The organism is Herbiconiux liukaitaii (assembly GCF_041927495.1).
Classification (GTDB): Bacteria; Actinomycetota; Actinomycetes; order Actinomycetales; family Microbacteriaceae; genus Herbiconiux; species Herbiconiux liukaitaii.
Map to the genome: position 1 here is coordinate 326418 of NZ_JBHFHG010000006.1, position 20763 is coordinate 347180.

The 20763-nt window shown below is 68.4% G+C and carries 20 protein-coding genes and 2 tRNA genes; 12 read left to right on the forward strand and 10 right to left on the reverse strand.

The genetic code is table 11. The features are described 5' to 3' along the window. Nucleotides 1-3: 3 nt before the first annotated feature. The 4 genes from ACEXQC_RS13935 to ACEXQC_RS13950 form a co-directional block, all read right to left on the reverse strand. On the reverse strand, nucleotides 4-489 hold the full coding sequence (locus tag ACEXQC_RS13935) for a Dps family protein (RefSeq protein ID WP_374823392.1): 486 nt from the start codon (nucleotides 487-489) through the stop codon (nucleotides 4-6). A gap of 84 nt (nucleotides 490-573) precedes the next feature. Further along, on the reverse strand, nucleotides 574-1038 hold the full coding sequence (locus ACEXQC_RS13940; protein WP_374823395.1) for a hypothetical protein: 465 nt from the start codon (nucleotides 1036-1038) through the stop codon (nucleotides 574-576). A gap of 31 nt (nucleotides 1039-1069) precedes the next feature. Continuing rightward, the gene (locus ACEXQC_RS13945; RefSeq protein WP_374823398.1) at nucleotides 1070-1888 is read right to left on the reverse strand and encodes a nitroreductase family protein; all 819 of its coding nucleotides are present in this window, start codon (nucleotides 1886-1888) and stop codon (nucleotides 1070-1072) included. A 7-nt stretch (nucleotides 1889-1895) separates the two neighbouring features. After that, complete coding sequence (locus ACEXQC_RS13950; RefSeq protein ID WP_374823401.1) at nucleotides 1896-2249, reverse strand: hypothetical protein; 354 nt, start codon at nucleotides 2247-2249, stop codon at nucleotides 1896-1898. 74 nt (nucleotides 2250-2323) lie between these two features. On the opposite strand from ACEXQC_RS13950, the gene ACEXQC_RS13955 reads away from it, so the two are divergent. Both ACEXQC_RS13955 and ACEXQC_RS13960 read left to right on the forward strand, forming a co-directional pair. Beyond that, nucleotides 2324-3676 (forward strand): DUF4190 domain-containing protein, encoded by a 1353-nt coding sequence (locus ACEXQC_RS13955; protein ID WP_374823404.1) that lies wholly within the window; start codon nucleotides 2324-2326, stop codon nucleotides 3674-3676. A gap of 131 nt (nucleotides 3677-3807) precedes the next feature. Further along, a complete protein-coding gene (locus ACEXQC_RS13960) occupies nucleotides 3808-4191 on the forward strand; it encodes a DUF4259 domain-containing protein (protein ID WP_374823407.1) in 384 nt (127 codons plus the stop codon). 114 nt (nucleotides 4192-4305) lie between these two features. Here the strand turns inward: ACEXQC_RS13960 and ACEXQC_RS13965 are convergent. Then, a tRNA-Gly gene (locus tag ACEXQC_RS13965) sits at nucleotides 4306-4376 on the reverse strand. Between the two features lie 104 nt (nucleotides 4377-4480). On the opposite strand from ACEXQC_RS13965, the gene ACEXQC_RS13970 reads away from it, so the two are divergent. The 9 genes from ACEXQC_RS13970 to ACEXQC_RS14010 all read left to right on the forward strand — a co-directional run bounded on the left by ACEXQC_RS13970 (nucleotide 4481) and on the right by ACEXQC_RS14010 (nucleotide 12643). Then, nucleotides 4481-4555: transfer RNA gene (locus ACEXQC_RS13970), tRNA-Pro, on the forward strand. A 56-nt stretch (nucleotides 4556-4611) separates the two neighbouring features. Then, entirely contained in the window at nucleotides 4612-5976 is a 1365-nt protein-coding gene (gene tig / locus ACEXQC_RS13975; protein ID WP_374823409.1) for a trigger factor, read from the forward strand. 98 nt (nucleotides 5977-6074) lie between these two features. Continuing rightward, complete coding sequence (locus tag ACEXQC_RS13980) at nucleotides 6075-6962, forward strand: CPBP family intramembrane glutamic endopeptidase (protein ID WP_374823412.1); 888 nt, start codon at nucleotides 6075-6077, stop codon at nucleotides 6960-6962. Nucleotides 6963-7057: 95 nt separating this feature from the next. Continuing rightward, nucleotides 7058-7645 (forward strand): ATP-dependent Clp protease proteolytic subunit, encoded by a 588-nt coding sequence (locus ACEXQC_RS13985; RefSeq protein WP_374823415.1) that lies wholly within the window; start codon nucleotides 7058-7060, stop codon nucleotides 7643-7645. Between the two features lie 33 nt (nucleotides 7646-7678). After that, nucleotides 7679-8344 (forward strand): ATP-dependent Clp protease proteolytic subunit, encoded by a 666-nt coding sequence (locus tag ACEXQC_RS13990; protein WP_374823418.1) that lies wholly within the window; start codon nucleotides 7679-7681, stop codon nucleotides 8342-8344. 34 nt (nucleotides 8345-8378) lie between these two features. Then, the gene (locus ACEXQC_RS13995; protein ID WP_374823421.1) at nucleotides 8379-9110 is read left to right on the forward strand and encodes an AAA family ATPase; all 732 of its coding nucleotides are present in this window, start codon (nucleotides 8379-8381) and stop codon (nucleotides 9108-9110) included. A 91-nt stretch (nucleotides 9111-9201) separates the two neighbouring features. Beyond that, nucleotides 9202-10479, forward strand: coding sequence for an ATP-dependent Clp protease ATP-binding subunit ClpX (gene clpX / locus ACEXQC_RS14000; RefSeq protein ID WP_374823424.1), 1278 nt, complete (start codon nucleotides 9202-9204; stop codon nucleotides 10477-10479). 26 nt (nucleotides 10480-10505) lie between these two features. Beyond that, nucleotides 10506-11666, forward strand: coding sequence for a benzoate/H(+) symporter BenE family transporter (locus ACEXQC_RS14005; protein ID WP_374823664.1), 1161 nt, complete (start codon nucleotides 10506-10508; stop codon nucleotides 11664-11666). Continuing rightward, a complete protein-coding gene (locus tag ACEXQC_RS14010) occupies nucleotides 11663-12643 on the forward strand; it encodes an aldo/keto reductase (RefSeq protein WP_374823427.1) in 981 nt (326 codons plus the stop codon). The genes ACEXQC_RS14005 and ACEXQC_RS14010 overlap by 4 nt, the downstream gene beginning before the upstream one ends. 125 nt (nucleotides 12644-12768) lie before the next feature. Here ACEXQC_RS14010 and ACEXQC_RS14015 read toward each other — a convergent pair whose 3' ends face one another. From ACEXQC_RS14015 to ACEXQC_RS14030, 4 genes are all read right to left on the reverse strand, one after another. Further along, nucleotides 12769-13011 carry a hypothetical protein gene (locus ACEXQC_RS14015; RefSeq protein WP_374823430.1) on the reverse strand — a complete coding sequence of 81 codons (243 nt, stop codon included), beginning with the start codon at nucleotides 13009-13011 and terminating at the stop codon, nucleotides 12769-12771. After that, nucleotides 13011-13475 (reverse strand): GNAT family N-acetyltransferase, encoded by a 465-nt coding sequence (locus tag ACEXQC_RS14020; protein ID WP_374823433.1) that lies wholly within the window; start codon nucleotides 13473-13475, stop codon nucleotides 13011-13013. The genes ACEXQC_RS14015 and ACEXQC_RS14020 overlap by 1 nt, the downstream gene beginning before the upstream one ends. Then, nucleotides 13472-16090 (reverse strand): valine--tRNA ligase, encoded by a 2619-nt coding sequence (valS, locus tag ACEXQC_RS14025; protein ID WP_374823436.1) that lies wholly within the window; start codon nucleotides 16088-16090, stop codon nucleotides 13472-13474. The genes ACEXQC_RS14020 and valS overlap by 4 nt, the downstream gene beginning before the upstream one ends. Nucleotides 16091-16218: 128 nt before the next feature. After that, the gene (locus tag ACEXQC_RS14030) at nucleotides 16219-18063 is read right to left on the reverse strand and encodes a phosphoenolpyruvate carboxykinase (GTP) (RefSeq protein WP_374823439.1); all 1845 of its coding nucleotides are present in this window, start codon (nucleotides 18061-18063) and stop codon (nucleotides 16219-16221) included. Between the two features lie 112 nt (nucleotides 18064-18175). On the opposite strand from ACEXQC_RS14030, the gene ACEXQC_RS14035 reads away from it, so the two are divergent. Continuing rightward, nucleotides 18176-19615: a helix-turn-helix domain-containing protein gene (locus ACEXQC_RS14035; protein ID WP_374823442.1), complete on the forward strand. Its 1440-nt coding sequence runs from the start codon at nucleotides 18176-18178 to the stop codon at nucleotides 19613-19615. Nucleotides 19616-19618: 3 nt separating this feature from the next. Here the strand turns inward: ACEXQC_RS14035 and ACEXQC_RS14040 are convergent, their stop codons facing one another. Next, nucleotides 19619-20653 carry an App1 family protein phosphatidate phosphatase gene (locus ACEXQC_RS14040; RefSeq protein WP_374823445.1) on the reverse strand — a complete coding sequence of 345 codons (1035 nt, stop codon included), beginning with the start codon at nucleotides 20651-20653 and terminating at the stop codon, nucleotides 19619-19621. Nucleotides 20654-20763: the final 110 nt, after the last annotated feature.

Consider the following 20763-nt stretch of genomic DNA (forward strand, 5'->3'; position numbering starts at 1 on the left):
GCTCTACTCGGAGATGTGAGCGAAGAGGAACCAGCGGTCCTTGTCGAGGCCGCGGGCGATCTCGATCGCCACGTCCTGGCTCGAGGCGTCGATCTCGGCGAGCTCCTGCACGGCCTTGTTGACCACCACGAGGGCGACGTCGATCTGCGAGATGATCGTGGCGATCGTCGCATCCGACTTCTGGAAGCCATCGGGCATCACGGCGGTGCCGGTCTTGGCGGCGACGGTCTGGATGCGGGCGTCGACGGGCAGGCCGAGGGCCACCACGCGCTCGGCGGCGGTGTCGGCGTAGGCCTGGGCGTGCTCCACCACGGTGTCGAGGAGTTCGTGCACGCCGATGAAGTTCGAGCCGCGCACGTGCCAGTGCGCCTGCTTGCCGTTGACGGCGAGCGCCTGCAGCTCGATGACCACGGGGCTCAGGAACTGCGCTGCTGCTGCGGCGACATCCGGGCTCGTGGTGCTGGTGGGGGTGGTGATTACCTCGGTCATGACGGTGTCCTTTCTCGTCCCTACTCACCCCACGGTACTCAGCACAGAATCCTGCGCAAGCAAGCTGAGGCTCGGCTAACCGCCCTACTTGGCGGGGAACGGCGCCCGGAAGTAGGCGTTGGAGTTCGGCAGGAACATGGTGATGAGAGCCACCACGAGCACGAGCGCGTGGGCGATCGCCACAGCGGGGTTGGCCTGGAACTCGAGGATGATGCCGAAGAGCCCGAGCACACCGAGGATGGTGAGGGTGTTGCGCGCCCAGGCGCGGCCGCGCAGCATGAAGACGGCCGCGATGATGCGGAACACGGCGATGAGGATGATCACGACGCCGATGACGGTCATGATGGCGAGCGTGGCCTCGGCGGCTTCGCCATCGGCGCCGGCCACGGCCAGCACGAGACCGGCGGCGCCGATCACGAGGATGCCGTTGATGATGCCCAGGATCGCCTCGGCGAGCCACAGCCAGAACGAGAGCTTGAGCTCCCAAGGCGCTGCCTCGAGTGCGGTTTCGCCGGTGAATTCCGGGCCGGAGAGTTCTGTGCGGGACATGCGTCGGCGCCTTTCGTCGAGCGGGTGTGATTCAGAGACTAGGGGATGCCCGGGTCCCGTCCTCGTCCCATTCCGTCTCGGGTGTCGCGCAGGTGTTGCGGAAGACGTACTGCGAGGGGCGCTTGCGCTCGTGGCTCGACCAGTCGATGGCCGGTCGCCTCGCCTCGGGCGGCAGGTAGCCGAGCCGGTAGACGGCCATGAGCTCGAGATCGTCGGGCACACCGAGGAGCGACTCGATCTGGGCCCACTTGCCCGGCACCTCCATGGGGAACGACACGAACTGGATGCCCATGCCGAGCTCCACCGTGCTCAACCAGATGTTCTCCATCGCCGCGCCCATGCTGAAGACGGAGTAGAACGAGCTCAGCTCACCCGGCCGGTACTCGGCGCGATCGAGCATCACCCCGAGCAGCAGGGGGGAGCCCGCCACGAGCGCGCGGTTCTCGGAGCCGAGGGTCTGCGGCACGCGGAAGGCGTTCATGAGCTTCTGCCCGCGGGGCGTGAACACCTGCTTGGTGAACGGGCGGAGGGCGGCGGGCAGCTTGTCGAAGAGCATGCCGCTGCGCTTCTCGCGCATCTCGTCGGCGCTGAAGCGGAAGTAGGGCTTGTAGCGCTCGAAGAAGGTGCCGTTCGACATGGCCTCCGTCATGCTCTCGCCGCTGATGCCCGCGATGCGGTCGATCACCGTGGGGTCGTCGATGAGCACGAACCGCCACGGCTGGCTGTTGAGCTGCGAGGGCGCGCGCCCGGCCACCTCCATGAGCAGGCGCTGGTGCTCGCGGCTCACGGGGTCGGGGCGGAACGGTCCGTTGGTGGTCTTGCGTCTCCGCACCACATCGAAGAACTCCATGGGTGGGCTACGCCTTCCGAGACGGTGCGGCCGACAGCAGCAGGGCTGCGGCGAAGAACGGGGCCGCCGTGAGGGCGATCGCCACGTGCCCGCGGGTGCGGGCGCTGATGCGGGGGATGAGGGAGAGGGGCACGGCGGCGGGCGCGAGTGCGAGCGTGGCGATCGCGGTGCGCGGATGCCGCGGCCCCACGAACGGCGTGAGGGCGGCGGATGCGGCGAGCACGCAGGTGGAGATGTAGATGGCGTGGTGCACCCACCGGAAGCTGCGGGTGTCGATGAGGCCGAGGTCCACGGATGCGCCGAGGGCGCAGTTGGCCGCGTAACTGGCGGCGGCCGCGGCGAAGAGCGGCTGCGGTCTCATGCCGTCAGACTACGCGGGGCGGTCGGCGTGCCGCACAGGGTCGGCGGCACCTTCACCGTGGGACACTGAGGCAGATGACGAACCAGCCTCCTCCCTCCGACCCGCCGCAGGTGCCCGACCTGCCGGTGAGCTACACGCGGTCGAAGGCGGAGGAGGCCGCGCGGGCCCGAGCGGCAGCAGAGGTTCCGGTTCCGGCTACGGCTTCGGACCAGGATGCGGCTTCAAGTTCGGCTACGGACCAGGATGCGGCTCACGCTCAGACTCCGAAGATGCCCGTGATGCCCGCCGCCTCGCCTCCCTCGTCGCTGCCTCCGCTCCCGTACGTCGCCGACCCCGACGCCCCGCCGGTCACCTACACGGCGCCCCCGCCCGCGTCGCCCGCCGCGTCCGCGTGGCCAGCCGCATCCGCGTCACCTGCCGCATCCGCGTCACCTGCCGCGTCCTCGTCGCCCGCCGCATCCGCCTGGCCTGCCGCGTCCGCTGCGACTGCCGCACCCGCGGTGCCCGCTGGGCCCGCGGTCGCCGGTGGGGCCGCGATCCCTCCGCTGGGTGCCCGTGTCGTGACCGCCCAGCCGCCCCGCCCGCCGTCGTCCGCCGGGTCCACCGCAGCCGGCGCTCCTGCTACCCCTGGTCCCTACGTCAGGCGCTCCCGCTCCGCGTCCTCGCGTGGGCCCGGTGGCTCCGAGGCGGAGGGGCGCGATGCCCAGGGCGCTCGCCGCGACGGGTTCGCGATCGCGGCCGTCATCGTGGGTGCGGTCGCCCTCATGCTCGCCTTCGTGCCGTTCGCCAACTACGGCGCGTGGGCGCTCGCGCTGGTCGGAGCGGCGCTCGGCATCCTGGCGCTGCTCCGCCGTCGCCGGTCGAAGGGGCTCGCGCTGCTCGGCATCGGTCTCTCCGGTCTCGCCTTCGTGCTGTCGATCGTGCTCGCGATCGTCTACACCGTGGGCTTCCTCTCCGCCGGCACCGACGACACCGGGCAGTCGGCGGCGCCCGCCACCGGCGCCGGTGAGGAGGCAGCGGCATCCGAGTCGGTGCCCGCGATCTTCGGTCAGACGGTCACCTACGACGACGGCATGCAGATCGCCGTGAGCGAGCCGACCCCGTTCACCCCGGGCGCCGACGCGACGGGAGTGGAGGGAGAGCTCAACCTCCTCTTCACCATCACCATCTACAACGGCACGGACGCCGACTACGAGCTCTTCCCGTTCACACTCGTGACGGCGGGCGGAGCGGCGGGCACCGTGATCGTCGACGAGTCGAACTCCCTCGAGGGTGTGCCGGCCGTGGCGACGCTAGCGGCAGGCCAGTCGATCACAACCACCGAGGGCTACTCGTTCCCCGACGCCGCCTCCACCGCCGACTCCACCCCAGTGGTCTACGAGGTGGCCCCGGGCCCGGAATACCTCTCCTCCCGCTTCACCCAGTAGAAAGAGCATCACCCAGTCGCGGCGGGTCAGCCCTCAGCTCGGCTGTGGCCAAGCTCCGCTCAGATGACGCGCAGTTGAATGTTCATCTGCAACGCAGGACTGCGGTTCTTCCGCGCAGTATGGTCGTGCACATGGGTGCATCGGGCGTCGGGCCATTCGACAATGACACAGCCGCCGACTTGGCAGGCGACATCGTCGAAGGCAAATTCTCCTTCGAACAGATCGAACCTCAGTTCGAGGACGAGTCGTACTTGGAAGCTGACGGAGGTGAGAGCGTGCTCGCCCTTGTGGAGATCATCGTGGCGTCACGAGAAGGACGTGAACTCCCCGTCTCTGGCGATTTCTCCTCTTTCGTCGCCGAGCTCTCCCCGGAACGAATCGCCTGGATCCGCCACCAAGCCAACCGAGCCGTCTCATCGGCCGAGCACTCGGAGCTGTTCGACCTCTGGGCGGATGCCGGCGAGCTGGACGAATGGCTTCTTCCGGCCCGTGAGGCTATCGGAAAACTAGCCTGACCCTAGAACTCTTGCCCAGGGCAATAGAAGGTTGCCCCGGTCACTGCTGGAGCTAGAACGGCGAAGGCCCAGAAGTCAGTAACCACCTGACTTCTGGGCCTTCTCCATGTTCGGAGGGGATGACGGGAATCGAACCCGCGTGATCAGTTTGGAAGACTGAGGCTCTACCATTGAGCTACATCCCCGAGCAGGCCCCAGGGCCGGCACTCGCAACATCGTAGTACAGCTTCGAGAGCGCTGTGTGACGGCATGAGCGGGTGCACTAGACTTGCGGAGGCCATTTCGCCGCCGGGGCGTAGCTCAGCTTGGCTAGAGCGCCCGCTTTGGGAGCGGGAGGTCGCAGGTTCGAATCCTGTCGCCCCGACACGACGCCGAACCTCGCATCATCAACCAGCCAGATGGCATCAGGAGAGACCCAACGTGAAGACCTCGGTCGAAAAGCTCACCCCCACCCGCGTGAAGATCCAGATCTTCGTGACGCCTGACGAGCTGAAGCCCAGCATCGATCACGCTTACAGCCACATCGCTGAGCAGATCAACATCCCCGGCTTCCGCAAGGGCAAGGTGCCGCCGCCCATCATCAACCAGCGTGTCGGCAAAGAGGCCGTGCTGGAGCACGCGGTGAACGACGGTCTCGACCGCTTCTACCGCGAGGCCGTGACCGAGAACGAGCTGCGTCCGCTCGGCCGCCCCCAGGCCGACATCGTCGAGTGGCCCAAGGCCGACGACTTCTCCGGCGACCTCGAGCTCGCCATCGAGGTCGATGTGCGCCCCGAGATCGACCTGCCCGACTACGAGGGCTACGAAGTGGCCGTCGAGCCCGCCGTCGTCGCCGACAGCGACGTCGACGAGGAGCTCGAGCGCCTGCGCAGCCGCTTCGGCACGCTCGTGACGGTCGACCGCCCCGCCAAGACCGGTGACTTCGCCCAGCTCGACCTCGTGGCCATGGTCGACGAGGTCGAGGTCGACACGGCCTCCGGCATCTCGTACGAGATCGGATCGGGCGAGCTGCTCGAGGGCATCGACGAGGCCCTCGACACCCTCACCGCCGGTGAGACCACCACGTTCGAGGCCCCGCTGCTCGGTGGCGAGCACGCCGGTCGCGACGCCCTCGTGACCGTCACGCTCAATGCCGTCAAGGAGCGCGAGCTGCCCGAGGCCGACGACGACTTCGCCCAGATCGCGAGCGAGTTCGACACCCTCGAGGAGCTCAAGACGAGCCTCAAGGAGCAGGTCGAGAAGCAGAAGGCGTTCGGTCAGGCCTCCGAGGCCCGCACCAAGATCGTCGAGTCGCTGCTCGAGAAGGTGGAGATCCCGGTTCCCCCGGCCCTCATCGAAGACGAGGTGCACCGCCACCTCGAGGGCGAGAACCGCCTCGAGGACGAGGAGCACCGCGCCGAGGTCACCGAGTCGTCGACCAACACGTTCAAGACCCAGATCCTGCTCGACGCGGTCGTCGACAAGGAGCAGGTCAAGGTCTCGCAGGACGAGCTGACCCAGTACCTCGTGCAGTCCGCCGCCCAGTACGGCATGGACCCGAACGAGTTCGTCAAGATCCTCTCCGAGTCGAACCAGATCCCCGCCATGGTGGCCGAGGTCGCCCGCAACAAGGCGCTCGCCATCGTGCTGTCGAAGGCCAAGATCGTCGACACCGACGGCAAGGCCGTCGACATCTCCGAGTTCACGACCCTGGCCGACGACGACGAGGAGGGCGACAACCTCCTCGACGCCGCCGAGGAGCCCGCCGGTCACGATCACGACGACCACGAGGGCCACTCGCACTAGTCGAGACCCACTCCGAAAGGGGCCCGCATCCTCAGGATGCGGGCCCCTTTTCTCGTTCCCCCCGAGCGAAAGCCTCACGACTCGGTCACACTGGAGTCATGGCCGCGCCGATGAAAGACGCCCACGACCTCTCCGTGACGAACCCCGGGACCGACACCGGCATCGGAGGCGATCGTCGGGTGGCGACCTGGGCGCTTCTGCCTGCGGCCCTCGTCTGCACGGCGGCCTTCTTCATCTTCGCCCTGCTCCAGCCCATCCCCGGCTACTCGATGCTCGTGGTGGGTGTCGCCCTGGCCTTCCTGCTCGAGCGTCGGGGACTGACGAGCGAAGGCCTCGGCCGCGACCTCTTCCTCGTGGCCCTCGCCCAGAGCATCGTGAGCACCATCTCGGTGAAGGCCGACATCAGCTGGGGCAACATGGTGCTCATGGGCATCGTGCTCACGATCGCCGTGGCGGTGCCCTACCTCATCTCGCGCCTCGTGTTCCGCGACTACGCCATCCGCTTCCCCTGGAGGGGCGGCGGAAAGTGGGGCCGGTTCCACTGGGGCTACATCGCCCTCGTGATCGGCCTGGCCTGGTCCATCCTCCCCTTCTACTTCATCACCTCGGGCGTCTACCTCAACTGGCCCACGGTCGCCGAGCCCTCCGAGCTCGTGCGGCTCTTCGTGGGGGTGAACGCCGTGGGCACCTGGGATGAGCTGTTCTTCATCTGCACGATCTTCGTGCTGCTCAAGCGCCACTTCACCTTCTGGGTGGCCAACATCCTGCAGACGATCGTGTTCGTCTCGTTCCTGTGGGAGCTCGGCTACCAGGCCTGGGGCCCCCTGCTCACCATCCCGTTCGCGCTGCTGCAGGGCTTCATCTTCACCCGCACCAAGTCGCTCGCCTACGTGGTCACGGTGCACCTTCTGTTCGACGCCGTGGTCTTCCTGGTCATCGCGCGAGCGCACAATCCGGGCTGGCCGCAGTTCTTCCTCGTCGGCTGACCATCGGCTCCGACTCTGCCGACGGCGAACACGGGCGCCGCGCGGGTGCGGCTCCAGTAGATTCAAACCACTGCAAGTGAATTGGAGCGACACACATGGCCGAAACGGCTTTTCCCACCAGCGTCTTCGACCGACTGCTGAAGGATCGCATCATCTGGCTCGGGTCCGAGGTTCGCGACGACAACGCGAACGAGATCTGCGCCAAGATCCTGCTTCTCGCGGCTGAAGACCCGAAGCGCGACATCTACCTCTACATCAACTCACCCGGTGGCTCCATCACGGCCGGAATGGCGATCTACGACACGATGAAGTTCGTTCCGAACGACATCGTGACCGTGGGCATCGGAATGGCGGCCTCGATGGGCCAGTTCCTGCTCACCAGCGGCACCCAGGGCAAGCGCTACATCACGCCCAACGCCCGCGTTCTGCTGCACCAGCCGCACGGTGGCTTCGGTGGCACCGCGAGCGACATCCAGACCCAGGCGCAGCTCATCCTGAGCATGAAGCACCGCCTCGCCGAGATCACCGCCTCGCAGACCGGCAAGTCGGTCGAGCAGGTCAACGAGGACGGGGACCGCGACCGCTGGTTCACCGCCCAGGAGGCGCTGGAGTACGGGTTCGTCGACCACGTGCGCGAGTTCGCCACCGACGTCGCCGGCGGCGGCGGAACGATCGACAACTAGCACCGGTACTCGAGAGAACAGGTAAGAAGACTCATGGAAACCCCCACTTTCGGTGCGAGTGCCTACCGCAACGGCACCATGCCGACGGACCGCTACATCCTGCCGAGCTTCGAAGAGCGCACGGCCTACGGCTTCAAGCGCCAGGACCCCTACGCGAAGCTGTTCGAGGATCGCATCATCTTCCTCGGCGTGCAGATCGACGACGCATCGGCCGATGACGTGATGGCCCAGCTGCTCGTGCTCGAGTCGCAGGATCCCGATCGCGACATCGAGATGTACATCAACTCTCCCGGTGGCTCGTTCACCGCGATGACGGCGATCTACGACACGATGCAGTACGTGCGCCCGCAGATCCAGACCGTCTGCCTCGGCCAGGCCGCCTCGGCCGCCGCGGTGCTCCTCGCCGCCGGCAGCCCCGGCAAGCGGCTCGCCCTGCCGAACGCCCGCATCCTCATCCACCAGCCGGCCACCGGCCAGGGTGGCGGCCAGGCGTCCGACATCGAGATCCAGGCCCGCGAGATCCTGCGCATGCGCTCGTGGCTCGAGAGCACGCTCTCGCACCACTCCAAGCGCACGCCGGAGGAGGTCAACAAGGACATCGACCGCGACAAGATCCTGTCGGCCGCCGAGGCGCTCGACTACGGTCTCATCGACCAGGTGCTCTCCTCGCGCAAGAACGTGCCGGCGCTCGTCAGCTGACGACGCCGCTCGATTCGCGACACAGCATGGCGCTATGAGCGACCAGGACTGGTTGCACGACAGCCGGGCCATCCGGGAGATCCTCTTCTTCTCGGATGCCCCGGCTGTCGCCGGTTCCTGGCCCATGACGGTGCCGGCCGTGGCGCAGCTCAAGGAGGGCCTCGAGCTCCCCGCGGGCGTCACGTTCCTGGTGGGTGAGAACGGCAGCGGCAAGTCGACCGTGCTCGAAGGCATCGCCATGGCCTTCGGCTTCCCGGCCGAGGGCGGCAGCCGCAACGGCGGCGCCTCCACCCGCTCGAGTGAGTCGCCGCTGGGGGAATGGCTCAACCTCCGCCGGGGCCTCGTCTCGCCCAAGTGGGGCTTCTTCCTGCGGGCAGAGACCATGCACGGGTACTACAGCTACCTCGAGTCGCTCGGGTTCCAGGATGCCGACCTGCACGAGATGAGCCACGGCGAGTCGTTCCTCGCTCTGCTCGACCGCAAGATCGATTCCCCCGGCTTCTTCTGCCTCGATGAGCCCGAGGCGGCGCTGTCGTTCAGCTCCACCCTGCGCTACCTCGGCCAGCTCGACGCCCTCGCCAAAGCGGGCGCCCAGATCGTCTGCGCCACCCACTCGCCCGTGCTGGCCTCGCTGCCGGGAGCCACCATCCTCGAGTTCGGCGAGTGGGGCATCCGCGAGACCGAGTGGGAGGATCTCGAGATCGTGCAGCACTGGCGGCTCTTCCTCGACGCCCCCGGCCGCTACCTCAGGCACCTCATCGACTGAGAGCCGGTGTCGGCGCATTCCTGCGTGGTTGTCGATGTGTGTCGGACGTTCGGGTTAGGCTCGTGAGAACACAGTGTTGAGGAGGCAGGGCATGGCACGCATAGGTGAGAGCGCCGATCTGCTCAAGTGCTCGTTCTGCGGCAAGAGCCAGAAGCAGGTGCAGCAGCTCATCGCGGGCCCCGGCGTCTACATCTGCGACGAGTGCGTGGAGCTCTGCAACGAGATCATCGAGGAGCGTCTCTCCGAGGCCAGCGAAGAAGCTGCCGGCGAGTTCGAGCTGCCCAAGCCGAAAGAGATCTACTCCTTCCTCGAGGAGTACGTCATCGGTCAAGACGCCGCCAAGCGCGCACTGAGCGTGGCCGTCTACAACCACTACAAGCGCACGAAGGCCCGCACCGCCATCGTCTCGGCCGAGGCCCAGGCCTCCGAGGTCGAGATCGCCAAGAGCAACATCCTGCTCATCGGCCCCACCGGCTGCGGCAAGACCTACCTCGCGCAGACCCTCGCGAAGCGGCTCAACGTGCCGTTCGCGGTGGCGGATGCGACGGCGCTCACCGAGGCCGGCTACGTGGGCGAAGACGTCGAGAACATCCTGCTCAAGCTCATCCAGGCCGCCGACTACGACGTGAAGCGCGCCGAGACCGGCATCATCTACATTGACGAGGTCGACAAGATCGCCCGCAAGGCCGAGAATCCGTCGATCACGCGCGACGTGTCGGGCGAGGGCGTGCAGCAGGCGCTGCTCAAGATCCTCGAGGGCACGGTGGCGAGCGTTCCCCCGCAGGGCGGGCGCAAGCACCCGCACCAGGAGTTCATCCAGATCGACACCACGAACGTGCTGTTCATCGTGGCGGGTGCCTTCGCCGGGCTCGAGGAGATCATCTCCCAGCGCGCCGGCCGCCGCGGCATCGGCTTCAACTCCCCGCTCTACAGCAAGAAGGCCGAGGCGAACCTCTTCGGCGAGGTGCTGCCGGAGGACCTGCACAAGTTCGGGCTCATCCCCGAGTTCATAGGTCGCCTCCCCGTGGTCACCACGGTCACGCCTCTCGACCAGGCCGCACTCATGCAGATCCTCACCGAGCCGCGCAACGCGCTCGTGCGCCAGTACCAGCGCATGTTCGAGCTCGACGGGGTCGACCTGCAGTTCGAGACCGACGCACTCGAGGCGATCGCCGATCTCGCCGTGCTGAGGCAGACAGGTGCGCGAGGCCTCAGGGCCATCATGGAGGAGGTGCTCGGGCCGATCATGTTCGAGGTGCCCTCCACAGACGAGGTGGCGGGGGTCATCGTCACCCGTGCCGCCGTCATGGAGAACGGCGCGCCCATCATCGTGCCGCGCAAGGCCCGGCGCGAGGAGAAGTCGGCCTAGCCATCATCCAGCCCATCTCGGCGGGCATCGTCTCGGCGATCACCGGGTTCGCCAGTTCGTTCGTGCTCGTCGTGGCGGGGCTGCGTGCTGTAGGGGCCACGGAGCAGCAGGCCTCGAGCGGGCTGCTGACCGTGTGCGTGGTGAGCGGGCTGTGCTGCATCCTGCTCGCTTGGCGGTTCCGGATGCCGATCTCGTTCGCGTGGTCGACTCCGGGGGCGGCCCTCCTGGTCGCGGCGGCGGCCACCACCGACGACTTCGGCTCGGCCGTGGGCGCGTTCCTCGTGTGCGGTGCGCTCATCGTGCTCTGCGGGCTGTGGCCGGCGCTCGGCCGGGCCATCACGAGCATCCCCAAGCCGCTCGCGAGCGCGATGCTCGCCGGCATCCTGTTCCCCATCTGCCTCGCGCCCATCACGGCGGCGGTCGAGATCCCGTGGCTCGCGCTGCCCGTCATCCTCACCTGGCTCGTGCTGTTCCGGTTCGCCCCCCGGTGGGCCGTGCCCGCGGCGATGGTGGTGGCGCTCGTGGGCATCGGCATCACGGGCGGCGGCGGGCTCGCGGGTGTCGACCTCCTTCCGCAGGTCGAGTTCGTGGTGCCGCACTTCGATCCGCTCGTGATCGTGGGCCTCGGGGTGCCGCTGTTCATCGTGACCATGGCGGGTCAGAACGTTCCCGGTTTCGCCGTGATGTCGACGTTCGGCTACCACGTGCCGCCGCGCCCGCCCCTGCTCGCCTCGGGCCTCGGCACCATGGTCGGCTCGTTCTTCGGGGGCCACGCCGTGAACCTCGCCGCCATCACGGCCGCGCTCATGGCCGGCCCCGACTCGCATCCCGACCGCTCGAAGCGGTGGATCGCCACGGTCACCTCCGGCGTGCTCTTCATCGTGCTCGGTCTCTCGGCGGGAGCGGCCACCGCCCTCATCTCGGCGGCCCCGCCCATCCTCATCACGGCCGTGGCCGGGCTCGCCCTGCTCGGTGCGCTCGTCTCGTCGATCGCCTCGGCGCTCGAGAACCCGGCGCAGCGCATCCCGGCCATCGCCACGTTCCTCGTCACCGCCTCCGGCGTCGTCATCGCGAGCATCGGCTCCGCCTTCTGGGGCCTCCTGGTGGGCGGCATCGTCATGCTCTGGAGCGCCTTCCCCTGGCGGCGCTCCTCCACAGGCACCACTCCCGAAAGGATGAACCCATGACACCCGTCCGTCTCGGCCGATCCGGCCTCAAGATCTCACCCATCGTGCTCGGCTGCATGAGCTACGGGGAGCCCAGCCGCGGCACCCACGAGTGGTCGCTGCCCGAAGCGGAGTCGCGCCCCTTCTACGAGCGAGCGCTCGAGGCGGGCATCACCACGTTCGACACCGCCGACCAGTACTCCGACGGCACGAGCGAGGAGTTCCTCGGGCGCGTGCTCGGCGACCTCGCACGGCGGGAGGAGGTGGAGATCGCCACGAAGGTGTTCTTCCCCATGCGCTCCTCGGCCAACGGCGGCGGGCTCTCGCGCCGGCACATCCTCACGGCGATCGACGACAGCCTGCGCCGCCTCGGCACCGACTACGTCGACCTCTACCAGATCCACCGCTTCGACCCCGAGACCCCGGTGGAGGAGACGATGGAGGCGCTGCACGACGTGGTGAAGTCGGGCAAGGCGCGGTACATCGGAGCCTCCTCGATGTGGGCGTGGCAGTTCGCCGGTATGCAGCACGTGGCCGACCTCGGTGGGTGGACCAGGTTCATCTCGATGCAGGACCAGTACAACCTGCTGCAGCGCGAGGAGGAGCGGGAGATGCATCCGCTCGCCCTCGACCAGGGAGTGGGGGTGCTGCCGTGGAGCCCGCTCGCGCGCGGGCGGCTCACGCGACCGTGGGGTGAGGAGACCGCCCGCACCGGCACCGACCTCGTGACGCAAGCGATGTACAACCAGGCGGAGCAGGCGGATCGCGCCATCGTGGGGGAGGTGGGGCGGATCGCCGACGAGCGCGGCGTGCCCCGTGCGCAGGTGGCCCTCGCGTGGGTGCGTCAGCAGCCGGCGGTCACGGCCCCCATCGTGGGAGCCACCAAGCCGCACCACATCGACGACGCGATCGCGAGCCTCGACCTCACCCTCACCCCGGAGGAACTGGCGGCGCTGGAGACCCCCTACACCCCCCGAAACCCCGAGGGCTTCCAGTAACCACACAACGCAACGGGCCCCACCCACCCGGCCCCAAGGCGGCACAGCCGCCGGACGGCGCCGCGAAGCGACGGCGCCCGGCGGTTGCGCCGCATGTCGCCCGCGCCGCAGAGGCGGCGGCGCGGCTAAGACGCAGCCGTGATCACGGCTGCGTCAGTACTAGCGTCGTACTCGATGACCGTCTCGTCGTCGAGCTCCACGACGGGGCGGCCCTCGAGCCACGTGAGCGTCCAGCTCCACTCGCCGGCGGCGGCGACACCCTGCTCGGCGAGTTCGCCCTCCACCTCGTAGACCGCGTCGATCACGACCTGCGGGAGCTTTGACGGCGGCTCGTCACCGACGAGCCAGCGTGTGCCGAGTTGGATCATCAGAGGGCCTTGTCGTAGGTGACCCACTTGGTCTTCTCGGCGACCTGGTCGTAGAGCGCGCGAGCGGCCTCGTTGTCCTTCGCCGTGACCCAGCGCAGCACGCTCGCCCGGCGGCGGCGGCCCACCTCGGCCACGGCCTCGATGAGGGCACGACCGATGCCCTGCTTGCGCGCCTCGGGCAGCACGAACAGGTCGTCGAGGTAGATGCCCTTCGATCCGTCGAGCGGCCGGCTGAACGAGCGGAAGTGGGCGAGACCCACGATGGTCCCCTCCTCGTCGACGGCCACGAGGCACTCGAGCTCGTTGGCGTCGTCGATGATCCAGCTCCAGACCAGCACGGCCTTCTCGTCGTGCAGCGGGTTCTCGTAGAACTCCCCGTAGCCCGTGTACACAGCGTGCCAGGGGAAGAACTCTCCCGCTGCAACCGGTCTGACCTCGATCGGCATGGTGGACTCCTGGCTCATGCTGTGGCCTCCGGCTTCTCCTCGGGCGCTAGAACTACATCCTGCACCACCAGCTCCTCGGCGGCCGCGAACGACAGCTCGGCGATCTTGCCGACGGCCTGCAGGTCGGCGGCGGCGAGCTCGAGCAGCGCCATCTCCTCGGCGGGGCCGGCGATCACGGCGGTGGCCACGGGGGTGCGCTGCGAGGCCTTCGCGTCGGTCTTGGCCCGACGGATGCCCACGAGGGCACGCGAGGCGATGGGCAGCAGGCCGGCGTGCTGCGGCAGCTCGGCGGTCACGCCCTCGGGCAGCGCAGACGCGACCGACGTGGGCCAGGCCGCGGCGTGCACGGACCCGTCGTGGGTCCACGACCAGACCTCTTCGGTGGCGAAGGGCAGGTAGGGCGCGAAGAGGCGCAGCAGCACGTCGACGGCGGCCTGCAGGGCGAGCACGGCCGAGGCCTTGCCCGCCGGGTCCGACTCCGCACGGTAGGCGCGCTCCTTGGCGAGCTCGAGGTAGTCGTCGCAGAAGGTCCAGAAGAACGTCTCGGTCACCTCGAGCGCCCTCGCGTGGTCGTACTTCGCGAGTGCGGCCGTCGCGGCCGTGACCACGGCGTCGAGCTCGGTGAGCATGCTGAGATCGAGCGGTTCGGTGACCTGGGTGTAACCGGAGGGCAGCTCGAAGCCGTAGACGAACTTCGCCGCATTGAGCACCTTGATGGCGAGGCGCCGGCCGATCTTGATCTGCGTGGGGTTCTTCTCGTCGAAGGCCGCGTCGGTGCCGAGGCGAGACGAGGCGGCCCAGTAGCGCACCGCATCCGAACCGTGGCTGGCCAGGATGTCGGCGGGCGTCACCACGTTGCCCTTCGACTTCGACATCTTCTTGCGGTCGGGGTCCACGATGAAGCCGGAGAGCGCGGCGTGCGCCCACGGCTTCTCGTCGGTCTCGAGCGTGGAGCGCAGCATGGTGGAGAAGAGCCAGGTGCGGATGATGTCCTGACCCTGAGGGCGCAGGTCGAAGGGGAACACCGTCTCGTAGAGCGCGGGGTCGCGCTCCCAGCCGCCCGCGAGCTGCGGGGTGAGCGAGGAGGTGGCCCAGGTGTCCATCACGTCGACCTCGCCCTGGAAGCCGCCCGGCACACCGCGCTGGGACTCGTCGTAGCCGGGAGCGGCATCCGAGGAGGGGTCGACGGGCAGGATCTCCTTGGTCGCCACGATCGGCTGGTCGAACACGGGGTTGCCGTCGCCGTCGAGCGGGTACCAGACCGGCAGCGGCACTCCGAAGAAGCGCTGGCGCGAGATGAGCCAGTCGCCCGTGAGGCCGCCCACCCAGTTCTCGTAGCGCACACGCATGAAGTCGGGGTGCCACTCGAGCTCCGCACCGAGCTCGAGCAGGCGCGAGCGCAGCGTCTCGTCGCGAGCGCCGTTGCGGATGTACCACTGGCGGGTCGAGACGATCTCGAGCGGTCGGTCGCCCTTCTCGAAGAACTTCACGGGGTGGGTGATGGGCTTGGGCTCGCCGATGAGCTCGCCGGTGCCGCGGAGCAGCTCCACCATGGCCTGCTTGGCCGAGAACACGGTCTTGCCGGCCAGCTGCGCGTACGCCTCGCGGCCCGCGTCGGAGGTGATCGCCTCCGGAGCCTCGCTCACCACGCGGCCGTCGAACCCGATGATCGCGCGGTTGGGCAGATCGAGGTCGCGCCACCAGATCACGTCGTTGAGGTCACCGAACGTGCAGACCATGGCGATGCCGGAGCCCTTGTCGGGCTGGGCGAGGTGGTGGGCCACCACGGGCACCTCCACACCGAAGACGGGGGTGGTGACGGTCGTGCCGAAGAGCGGCTTGTAGCGCTCGTCGTCCGGATGCGCCACGAGGGCCACACACGCGGGCAGGAGCTCGGGGCGGGTCGTCTCGATGAAGACGCCCTGGCCGTCCGGCTTGTGGAACTCGAGCCGGTGGTACGCACCCGGCTGCTCCTTGTCCTCGAGCTCGGCCTGGGCCACGGCGGTGCGGAAGGTCACGTCCCACAGGGTGGGGGCCATGGCCTGGTAGGCCTCGCCGCGCTCGACGTTGCGGAGGAAGGCGAGCTGCGAGGCGGCCTGCGACTCGCGCGAGATGGTGCGGTAGGTCTGGGTCCAGTCGACCGAGAGGCCGAGGTCGCGCCAGAGCGACTCGAACTGCTTCTCGTCCTCCACCGTGAGCACTTCGCACAGCTCGATGAAGTTGCGGCGCGAGATGGGGATCTGGTCGGCGGCCTTCGACGACTTGTTGTCGCCGCCCTCGAACGGCGGCGTGAAGTCGGGGTCGTAGGGCAGCGTGGGGTCGCAGCGCACGCCGTAGTAGTTCTGCACCCGGCGCTCGGTGGGCAGGCCGTTGTCGTCCCAGCCGATCGGGTAGAACACGCGCTTGCCGGTCATCCGCTGGTAGCGGGCGATCACATCGGTGTGCGTGTAGGAGAACACGTGGCCGATGTGCAGCGAACCGGAGGCGGTCGGCGGCGGGGTGTCGATGGAGTACACCGTCTCGCGGGTCGCACCCTCACGCGGGAAGAGGTAAGTGCCCTTCTCGGTCCATTCGGCGTCCCACTTGGCCTCGAGACCTTCGAGGGCGGGCTTGTCGGGTACGTTCGCGGCCATGGGGACCTCCTGGCGATATGGGCGGCACCGTGTCAAGTGGTGAGGTGCCTCGATGTGATCGTTCCAGAATACCGAACGGCCGCCGCCCGCAGGCGACGGCCGTTCGTGGAGGGGGTCTGGATGCGCGGTCAGCGGATGTTGGCGCGCAGGGTGGAGAGCTCGCGGAGCAGACGGTCGGGCACTGCTCGGCCGGCGTCGACGGAGAGCTCGTCGAAGTAGCGGGCCACCTCGTCGACCTCGCGGTTCCAGGCGGGCCGGTCGACGGCGAGGATCGCCTGCAGCTGCTCGTAGGGCAGGTCGAGGCCGTCCATGTTGAAGTCGCGCACCCGGGGGAGCTTGCCGATGGGGGTGTCGACGACCTCGACCTCACCCTCTAGACGGCGCACGATCCACTCGATCACGCGCGAGTTCTCGGAGAAGCCGGGCCAGATGAAGTGGCCGTCAGCATCCTTGCGGAACCAGTTGACCGAGAAGATCGGGGGCGCGTCGTCGCCGAGCGAGTCGCCGATCTTCAGCCAGTGCGCGAAGTAGTCGGTGATGTTGTAGCCGCAGAACGGCAGCATGGCGAACGGATCGTGGCGCAGGCGGCCCACGGCGCCCTCGGCCGCGGCCGTGGTCTCGGAGGCCATCGTGGCTCCCATGAACACACCGTGGGTCCAGTCGCGGGCCTGCGAGACGAGCGGCACCGTGGAGGGGCGGCGTCCGCCGAAGAGGATCGCGTCGATCTGCACACCGTCGGGGGAGTCCCAGTCGGAGGCGATCGAGGGGCACTGGTCGGCGGTCACCGTGAAGCGCGAGTTGGGGTGCGCGGCGGGCGTCGACGAGGCCGGCGTCCAGTCGTTGCCCTGCCAGTCGATGAGGTGCGCGGGGGCCTTCGGGGTGAGGCCCTCCCACCAGATGTCGCCGTCGTCGCGCAGCGCCACGTTGGTGAAGATCGAGTTGCCCCACACGGTGTCGACCGCGGTGGGGTTCGTGGTGATCCCCGTGCCGGGAGCCACTCCGAAGAAGCCGCGCTCGGGGTTGATGGCGCGGAGCTTGCCGTCGGCGCCCTGACGCATCCAGGCGATGTCGTCGCCGATGGTCTCGACCTTCCAGCCGGGCACGGAGGAGTCGAGCATGGCCAGGTTCGTCTTGCCGCAGGCGGAGGGGAAGGCGGCGGCCACGTGGTAGACCTTGCCGGCGGGCGAGGTGATCTTGATGATGAGCATGTGCTCGGCCAGCCAGCCCTCGTCGCGGGCCATCACCGAGGCGATGCGCAGTGCGAAGCACTTCTTGCCGAGCAGCGCGTTCCCGCCGTAGCCCGAGCCGAACGACCAGATCTCGCGGGTCTCCGGGAAGTGGCTGATGTACTTCGTGGGGTTGTGCGGCCAGGCCACGTCGGCCCGACGCGTGCCGTCGGCATCCACGAGGGGAGCGCCGACGGAGTGCACGGCGGGCACCCACGGCGTCTCCTCCTCGATGAGGTCGAGGGCGGCGGATCCCATGCGCGTCATGAGCTGCATGCTCACCACGACGTAGGGGGAATCGGTGACCTGCACGCCGAGCTGCGAGATCGGCCCGCCGGAGGGGCCCATCGAGAACGGCACCACGTACATGGTGCGGCCGCGCATGCTGCCGGCGAAGAGGGTGTCGAGCTCCTCGCGCATGGCGAAGGGGCTGCGCCAGTTGTTGGTGGGGCCGGCATCCGCCTCGTTCTCGGAGCAGATGAAGGTGCGGTCCTCGACGCGCGCCACGTCGGCCGGGTCGCTGCGGGCGAGGAAGCTGTTCGGCCGCCACTCGGGGTTGAGGCGGATGAGGGTGCCCTGGGCGACCATCATCTTGGTGAGGTCGTCCCACTCGCGTGTGGATCCGTCGCACCACACGATGCGGTCGGGCTGGGTGAGGCGTGCGATGTCGCGCACCCACTCGTTGACCGCCGTGTTGCGGCTGGGTCCGTCGACATCGACCATGCTGCTCGTCTCGAGGATGCTCATCGTTGACCTTCTTCTCTTCACTCGCGTGCCTGTTCTTCCACTATTGATGAGGATTCGGGTCCATTCCGGATATATTGACGGAAAGAAGTACGTTTCTTGACAGGAGATGAAGATGGCGGAGAGCAGTGACCTCATCACCCTCGGGCGGCGCATCCGTCACCATCGCAAGCTGCACGGGCTGACCCTCGACCAGCTGGGGGCGAAGGTCGGGGTGGTGGGCAGCCAGCTGTCGCTCATCGAGAACGGGCGCCGCGAGCCCAAGCTGTCGCTGCTGCAGTCGATCTCCACAGCGCTCTCGGTGCCCGTGCCCGATCTGCTGAGCGACGAGGCACCGGATGCGCGCACGGCGCTCGAGATCGAGCTGGCGAAGGCGCAGCAGGGCCCGCTCTACGCCTCGCTCGGCTTGCCGTCCGTGCCCGCCAGCCGCTCGCTGCCCCTCGAGACGCTCGAATCGCTCGTTGGGCTGCACCGGGAGCTGCGCCGCCGCGCGAGCGAGTCGATCGCCACCCCCGAGGAGGCGCGCAGAGCCAACACCGAGAACCGGCTCGCCATGCGCGCTCGCAGCAACCATCTGCCCGAGCTCGAGCAGCTCGCCGAGGAGACGCTCGCCACGGTGGGCCACACCTCGGGCGCACTCACCCACCGCAGCGTCTCCCTGCTGGCCGAGAAGCTCGGCTTCACCCTCATCTACGTCGACGACCTGCCGCACTCCGCGCGCTCGGTCACCGATCTCGCGAACGGGCGGATCTACCTGCCGCCGGCCTCCATCCCCGGCGGTCACGGCCTGCGGTCGATGGCGCTGCAGGCGATGGCGCACCGGCTGCTCGGGCACACACCGCCCTCGAGCTACGCCGAGTTCCTGCAGCAGCGGCTCGAGATCAACTACTTCGCCGCAGCGTGCCTCATGCCCGAGACCGCCTCGGCGGCGTTCCTGCAGGCGGCGAAGCAGCGCAAGGACCTCTCGGTCGAGGACTTCCGCGACGCCTTCGGGGTCACCCACGAGGCGGCGGCGCTGCGGCTCACCAACCTCAGCACCGTGCACCTCGACATGCGGGTGCACTTCTTGCGGGTGGGGGAGGACGGCGCCATCTACAAGGCCTACGAGAACGACGGCCTCGCGCTGCCCGCCGACGTCACGGGAGCGGTGGAGGGTCAGCTGGTCTGCCGCAAGTGGGCAGCCCGGGGAGCCCTCGGCCGCACCAATCGCACGACCGAGTTCTACCAGTACACCGACACCCCCGGCGGCACCTTCTGGTGCGCCACCCAGACGGGCAAGACCGACGCGGGGGAGTTCTCGATCTCGTTCGGGGTGCCGTTCTCGGAGGCGAAGTGGTTCCGCGGCCGCGACACCCAGATGCGCCAGCGCTCCTACTGCCCCGACGAGTCGTGCTGCCGCAAGCCCGCCACCGAGCTCGCCGAGCGGTGGAGCGACAGCGCCTGGCCGAGCGCCAAGCTGCACGCGCACATCCTCTCGCCGCTGCCCTCAGGCAAGTTCCCGGGGGTCGACGAGAACGAGGTCTTCCAGTTCTTGGAAGCCCACGCGGGCAAGTAGCGGCTAGAGGTTGTCGAGCTTCTCGGCGAGGCCTGCGCCGTCGGGGGCGTAGACGCGCGGGGCGAGGGAGGCGGCCGCCGCCTGCTCCGACTTGGAGCGACCACCGGCCAGCACGGCCTCGCTCGGTGAGAGCTGACGGATGGCGATGGCCCGCACGCTGTCGGGCTTCTCGACGGCGAACTCGCCGTAGATCTCCTCGTCGTGCTGCCCGTCGTCGCCGATGAGCACCCAGCGGATGTCGGGGAACTCCTCCGCCAGCCGGCGCAGGTTCTTCTCCTTGTGCTCCCGGCCGTTGCGGAAGAAGCGGTCGTGCGTGGGGCCCCAGTCGGTGAGCAGCAGCGGCCCCCGCGGGTAGAGGTTGCGCGAGAGGAACCGGGTGAGGGTGGGCGCCACGTTCCAGGCACCCGTGGAGAGGTAGATGAAGGGTGCTCCCGGATGATCGGCCATGAGCCGCTCGAGGAAGACCGCCATTCCCGGCGTCGGGGTGCGCGCGTGCACGTCGAGCACGAACGTGTTCCAGAACGCGAGGAAGGGCCGCGGGAGGGCCGTGACCATGACGGTGTCGTCGATGTCGCAGACCACGCCGAAGGTCGTGTCGGCGGGGACGATGTAGACCGGCGCCTCCACCGCATCCGACTCGTGGGTGCGCATCGTGATGGTGTGCCAGCCCGGCTCGAGGTCGACGTCGACTGAGGTGTCGACCACCCCGCCCCTGTCGGCCCGTACCTTGCGCTCGATGCCCTCGATCTCGATGGTCACCTCGACGTCGCCGACGGGCACGCTCGTGAAGCTGCGCCAGCCTCGCACGCGCTCCTCGCGGCGCAGCATGCTGCTCGTCGACTCGCCCTCTTTCGGGGGCTTCGTGAGCAGCACTCGACCGAGCACACGGATGCGCGTGGTGCTGCCGTAGCCCGCGTAAGGGATGACCGTGGGCAGATGGCCCCAGCGCCTCACCCACTTCTCGCGGAAGTCGTGGATGGCGTCATCGATACGAGCGGCGCGGTGCAGGCGGGGTGCCGCGGCGGAGAGTTTTGGCACGACCTCAGTCTGTCACGACCTGAGGTGGAGCGCGCGGTCGCGCCGTTCTGGTGCTGGTTCAGGGAAGACCGAACTACACTCATGTTAACGGGAACCTGCGGAAGGAACGG

Excerpts from the sequence above, each read along its gene's own strand:
- ACEXQC_RS13980 (WP_374823412.1), top strand. The coding sequence starts at position 6,075 with ATGGCCGCGCCGATGAAAGACGCCCACGACCTCTCCGTGACGAACCCC.
- ACEXQC_RS13945 (WP_374823398.1), bottom strand. The coding sequence starts at position 1,888 with ATGGAGTTCTTCGATGTGGTGCGGAGACGCAAGACCACCAACGGACCG.
- ACEXQC_RS13940 (WP_374823395.1), bottom strand. The coding sequence starts at position 1,038 with ATGTCCCGCACAGAACTCTCCGGCCCGGAATTCACCGGCGAAACCGCA.
- ACEXQC_RS14030 (WP_374823439.1), bottom strand. The coding sequence starts at position 18,063 with ATGAGCATCCTCGAGACGAGCAGCATGGTCGATGTCGACGGACCCAGC.
- clpX (WP_374823424.1), top strand. The coding sequence starts at position 9,202 with ATGGCACGCATAGGTGAGAGCGCCGATCTGCTCAAGTGCTCGTTCTGC.
- ACEXQC_RS13955 (WP_374823404.1), top strand. The coding sequence starts at position 2,324 with ATGACGAACCAGCCTCCTCCCTCCGACCCGCCGCAGGTGCCCGACCTG.
- ACEXQC_RS13985 (WP_374823415.1), top strand. The coding sequence starts at position 7,058 with ATGGCCGAAACGGCTTTTCCCACCAGCGTCTTCGACCGACTGCTGAAG.
- ACEXQC_RS13950 (WP_374823401.1), bottom strand. The coding sequence starts at position 2,249 with ATGAGACCGCAGCCGCTCTTCGCCGCGGCCGCCGCCAGTTACGCGGCC.
- valS (WP_374823436.1), bottom strand. The coding sequence starts at position 16,090 with ATGGCCGCGAACGTACCCGACAAGCCCGCCCTCGAAGGTCTCGAGGCC.
- ACEXQC_RS14035 (WP_374823442.1), top strand. The coding sequence starts at position 18,176 with ATGGCGGAGAGCAGTGACCTCATCACCCTCGGGCGGCGCATCCGTCAC.
- ACEXQC_RS13990 (WP_374823418.1), top strand. The coding sequence starts at position 7,679 with ATGGAAACCCCCACTTTCGGTGCGAGTGCCTACCGCAACGGCACCATG.
- ACEXQC_RS14010 (WP_374823427.1), top strand. The coding sequence starts at position 11,663 with ATGACACCCGTCCGTCTCGGCCGATCCGGCCTCAAGATCTCACCCATC.
- ACEXQC_RS14015 (WP_374823430.1), bottom strand. The coding sequence starts at position 13,011 with ATGATCCAACTCGGCACACGCTGGCTCGTCGGTGACGAGCCGCCGTCA.
- ACEXQC_RS13935 (WP_374823392.1), bottom strand. The coding sequence starts at position 489 with ATGACCGAGGTAATCACCACCCCCACCAGCACCACGAGCCCGGATGTC.
- ACEXQC_RS14020 (WP_374823433.1), bottom strand. The coding sequence starts at position 13,475 with ATGAGCCAGGAGTCCACCATGCCGATCGAGGTCAGACCGGTTGCAGCG.
- ACEXQC_RS13960 (WP_374823407.1), top strand. The coding sequence starts at position 3,808 with ATGGGTGCATCGGGCGTCGGGCCATTCGACAATGACACAGCCGCCGAC.
- ACEXQC_RS13995 (WP_374823421.1), top strand. The coding sequence starts at position 8,379 with ATGAGCGACCAGGACTGGTTGCACGACAGCCGGGCCATCCGGGAGATC.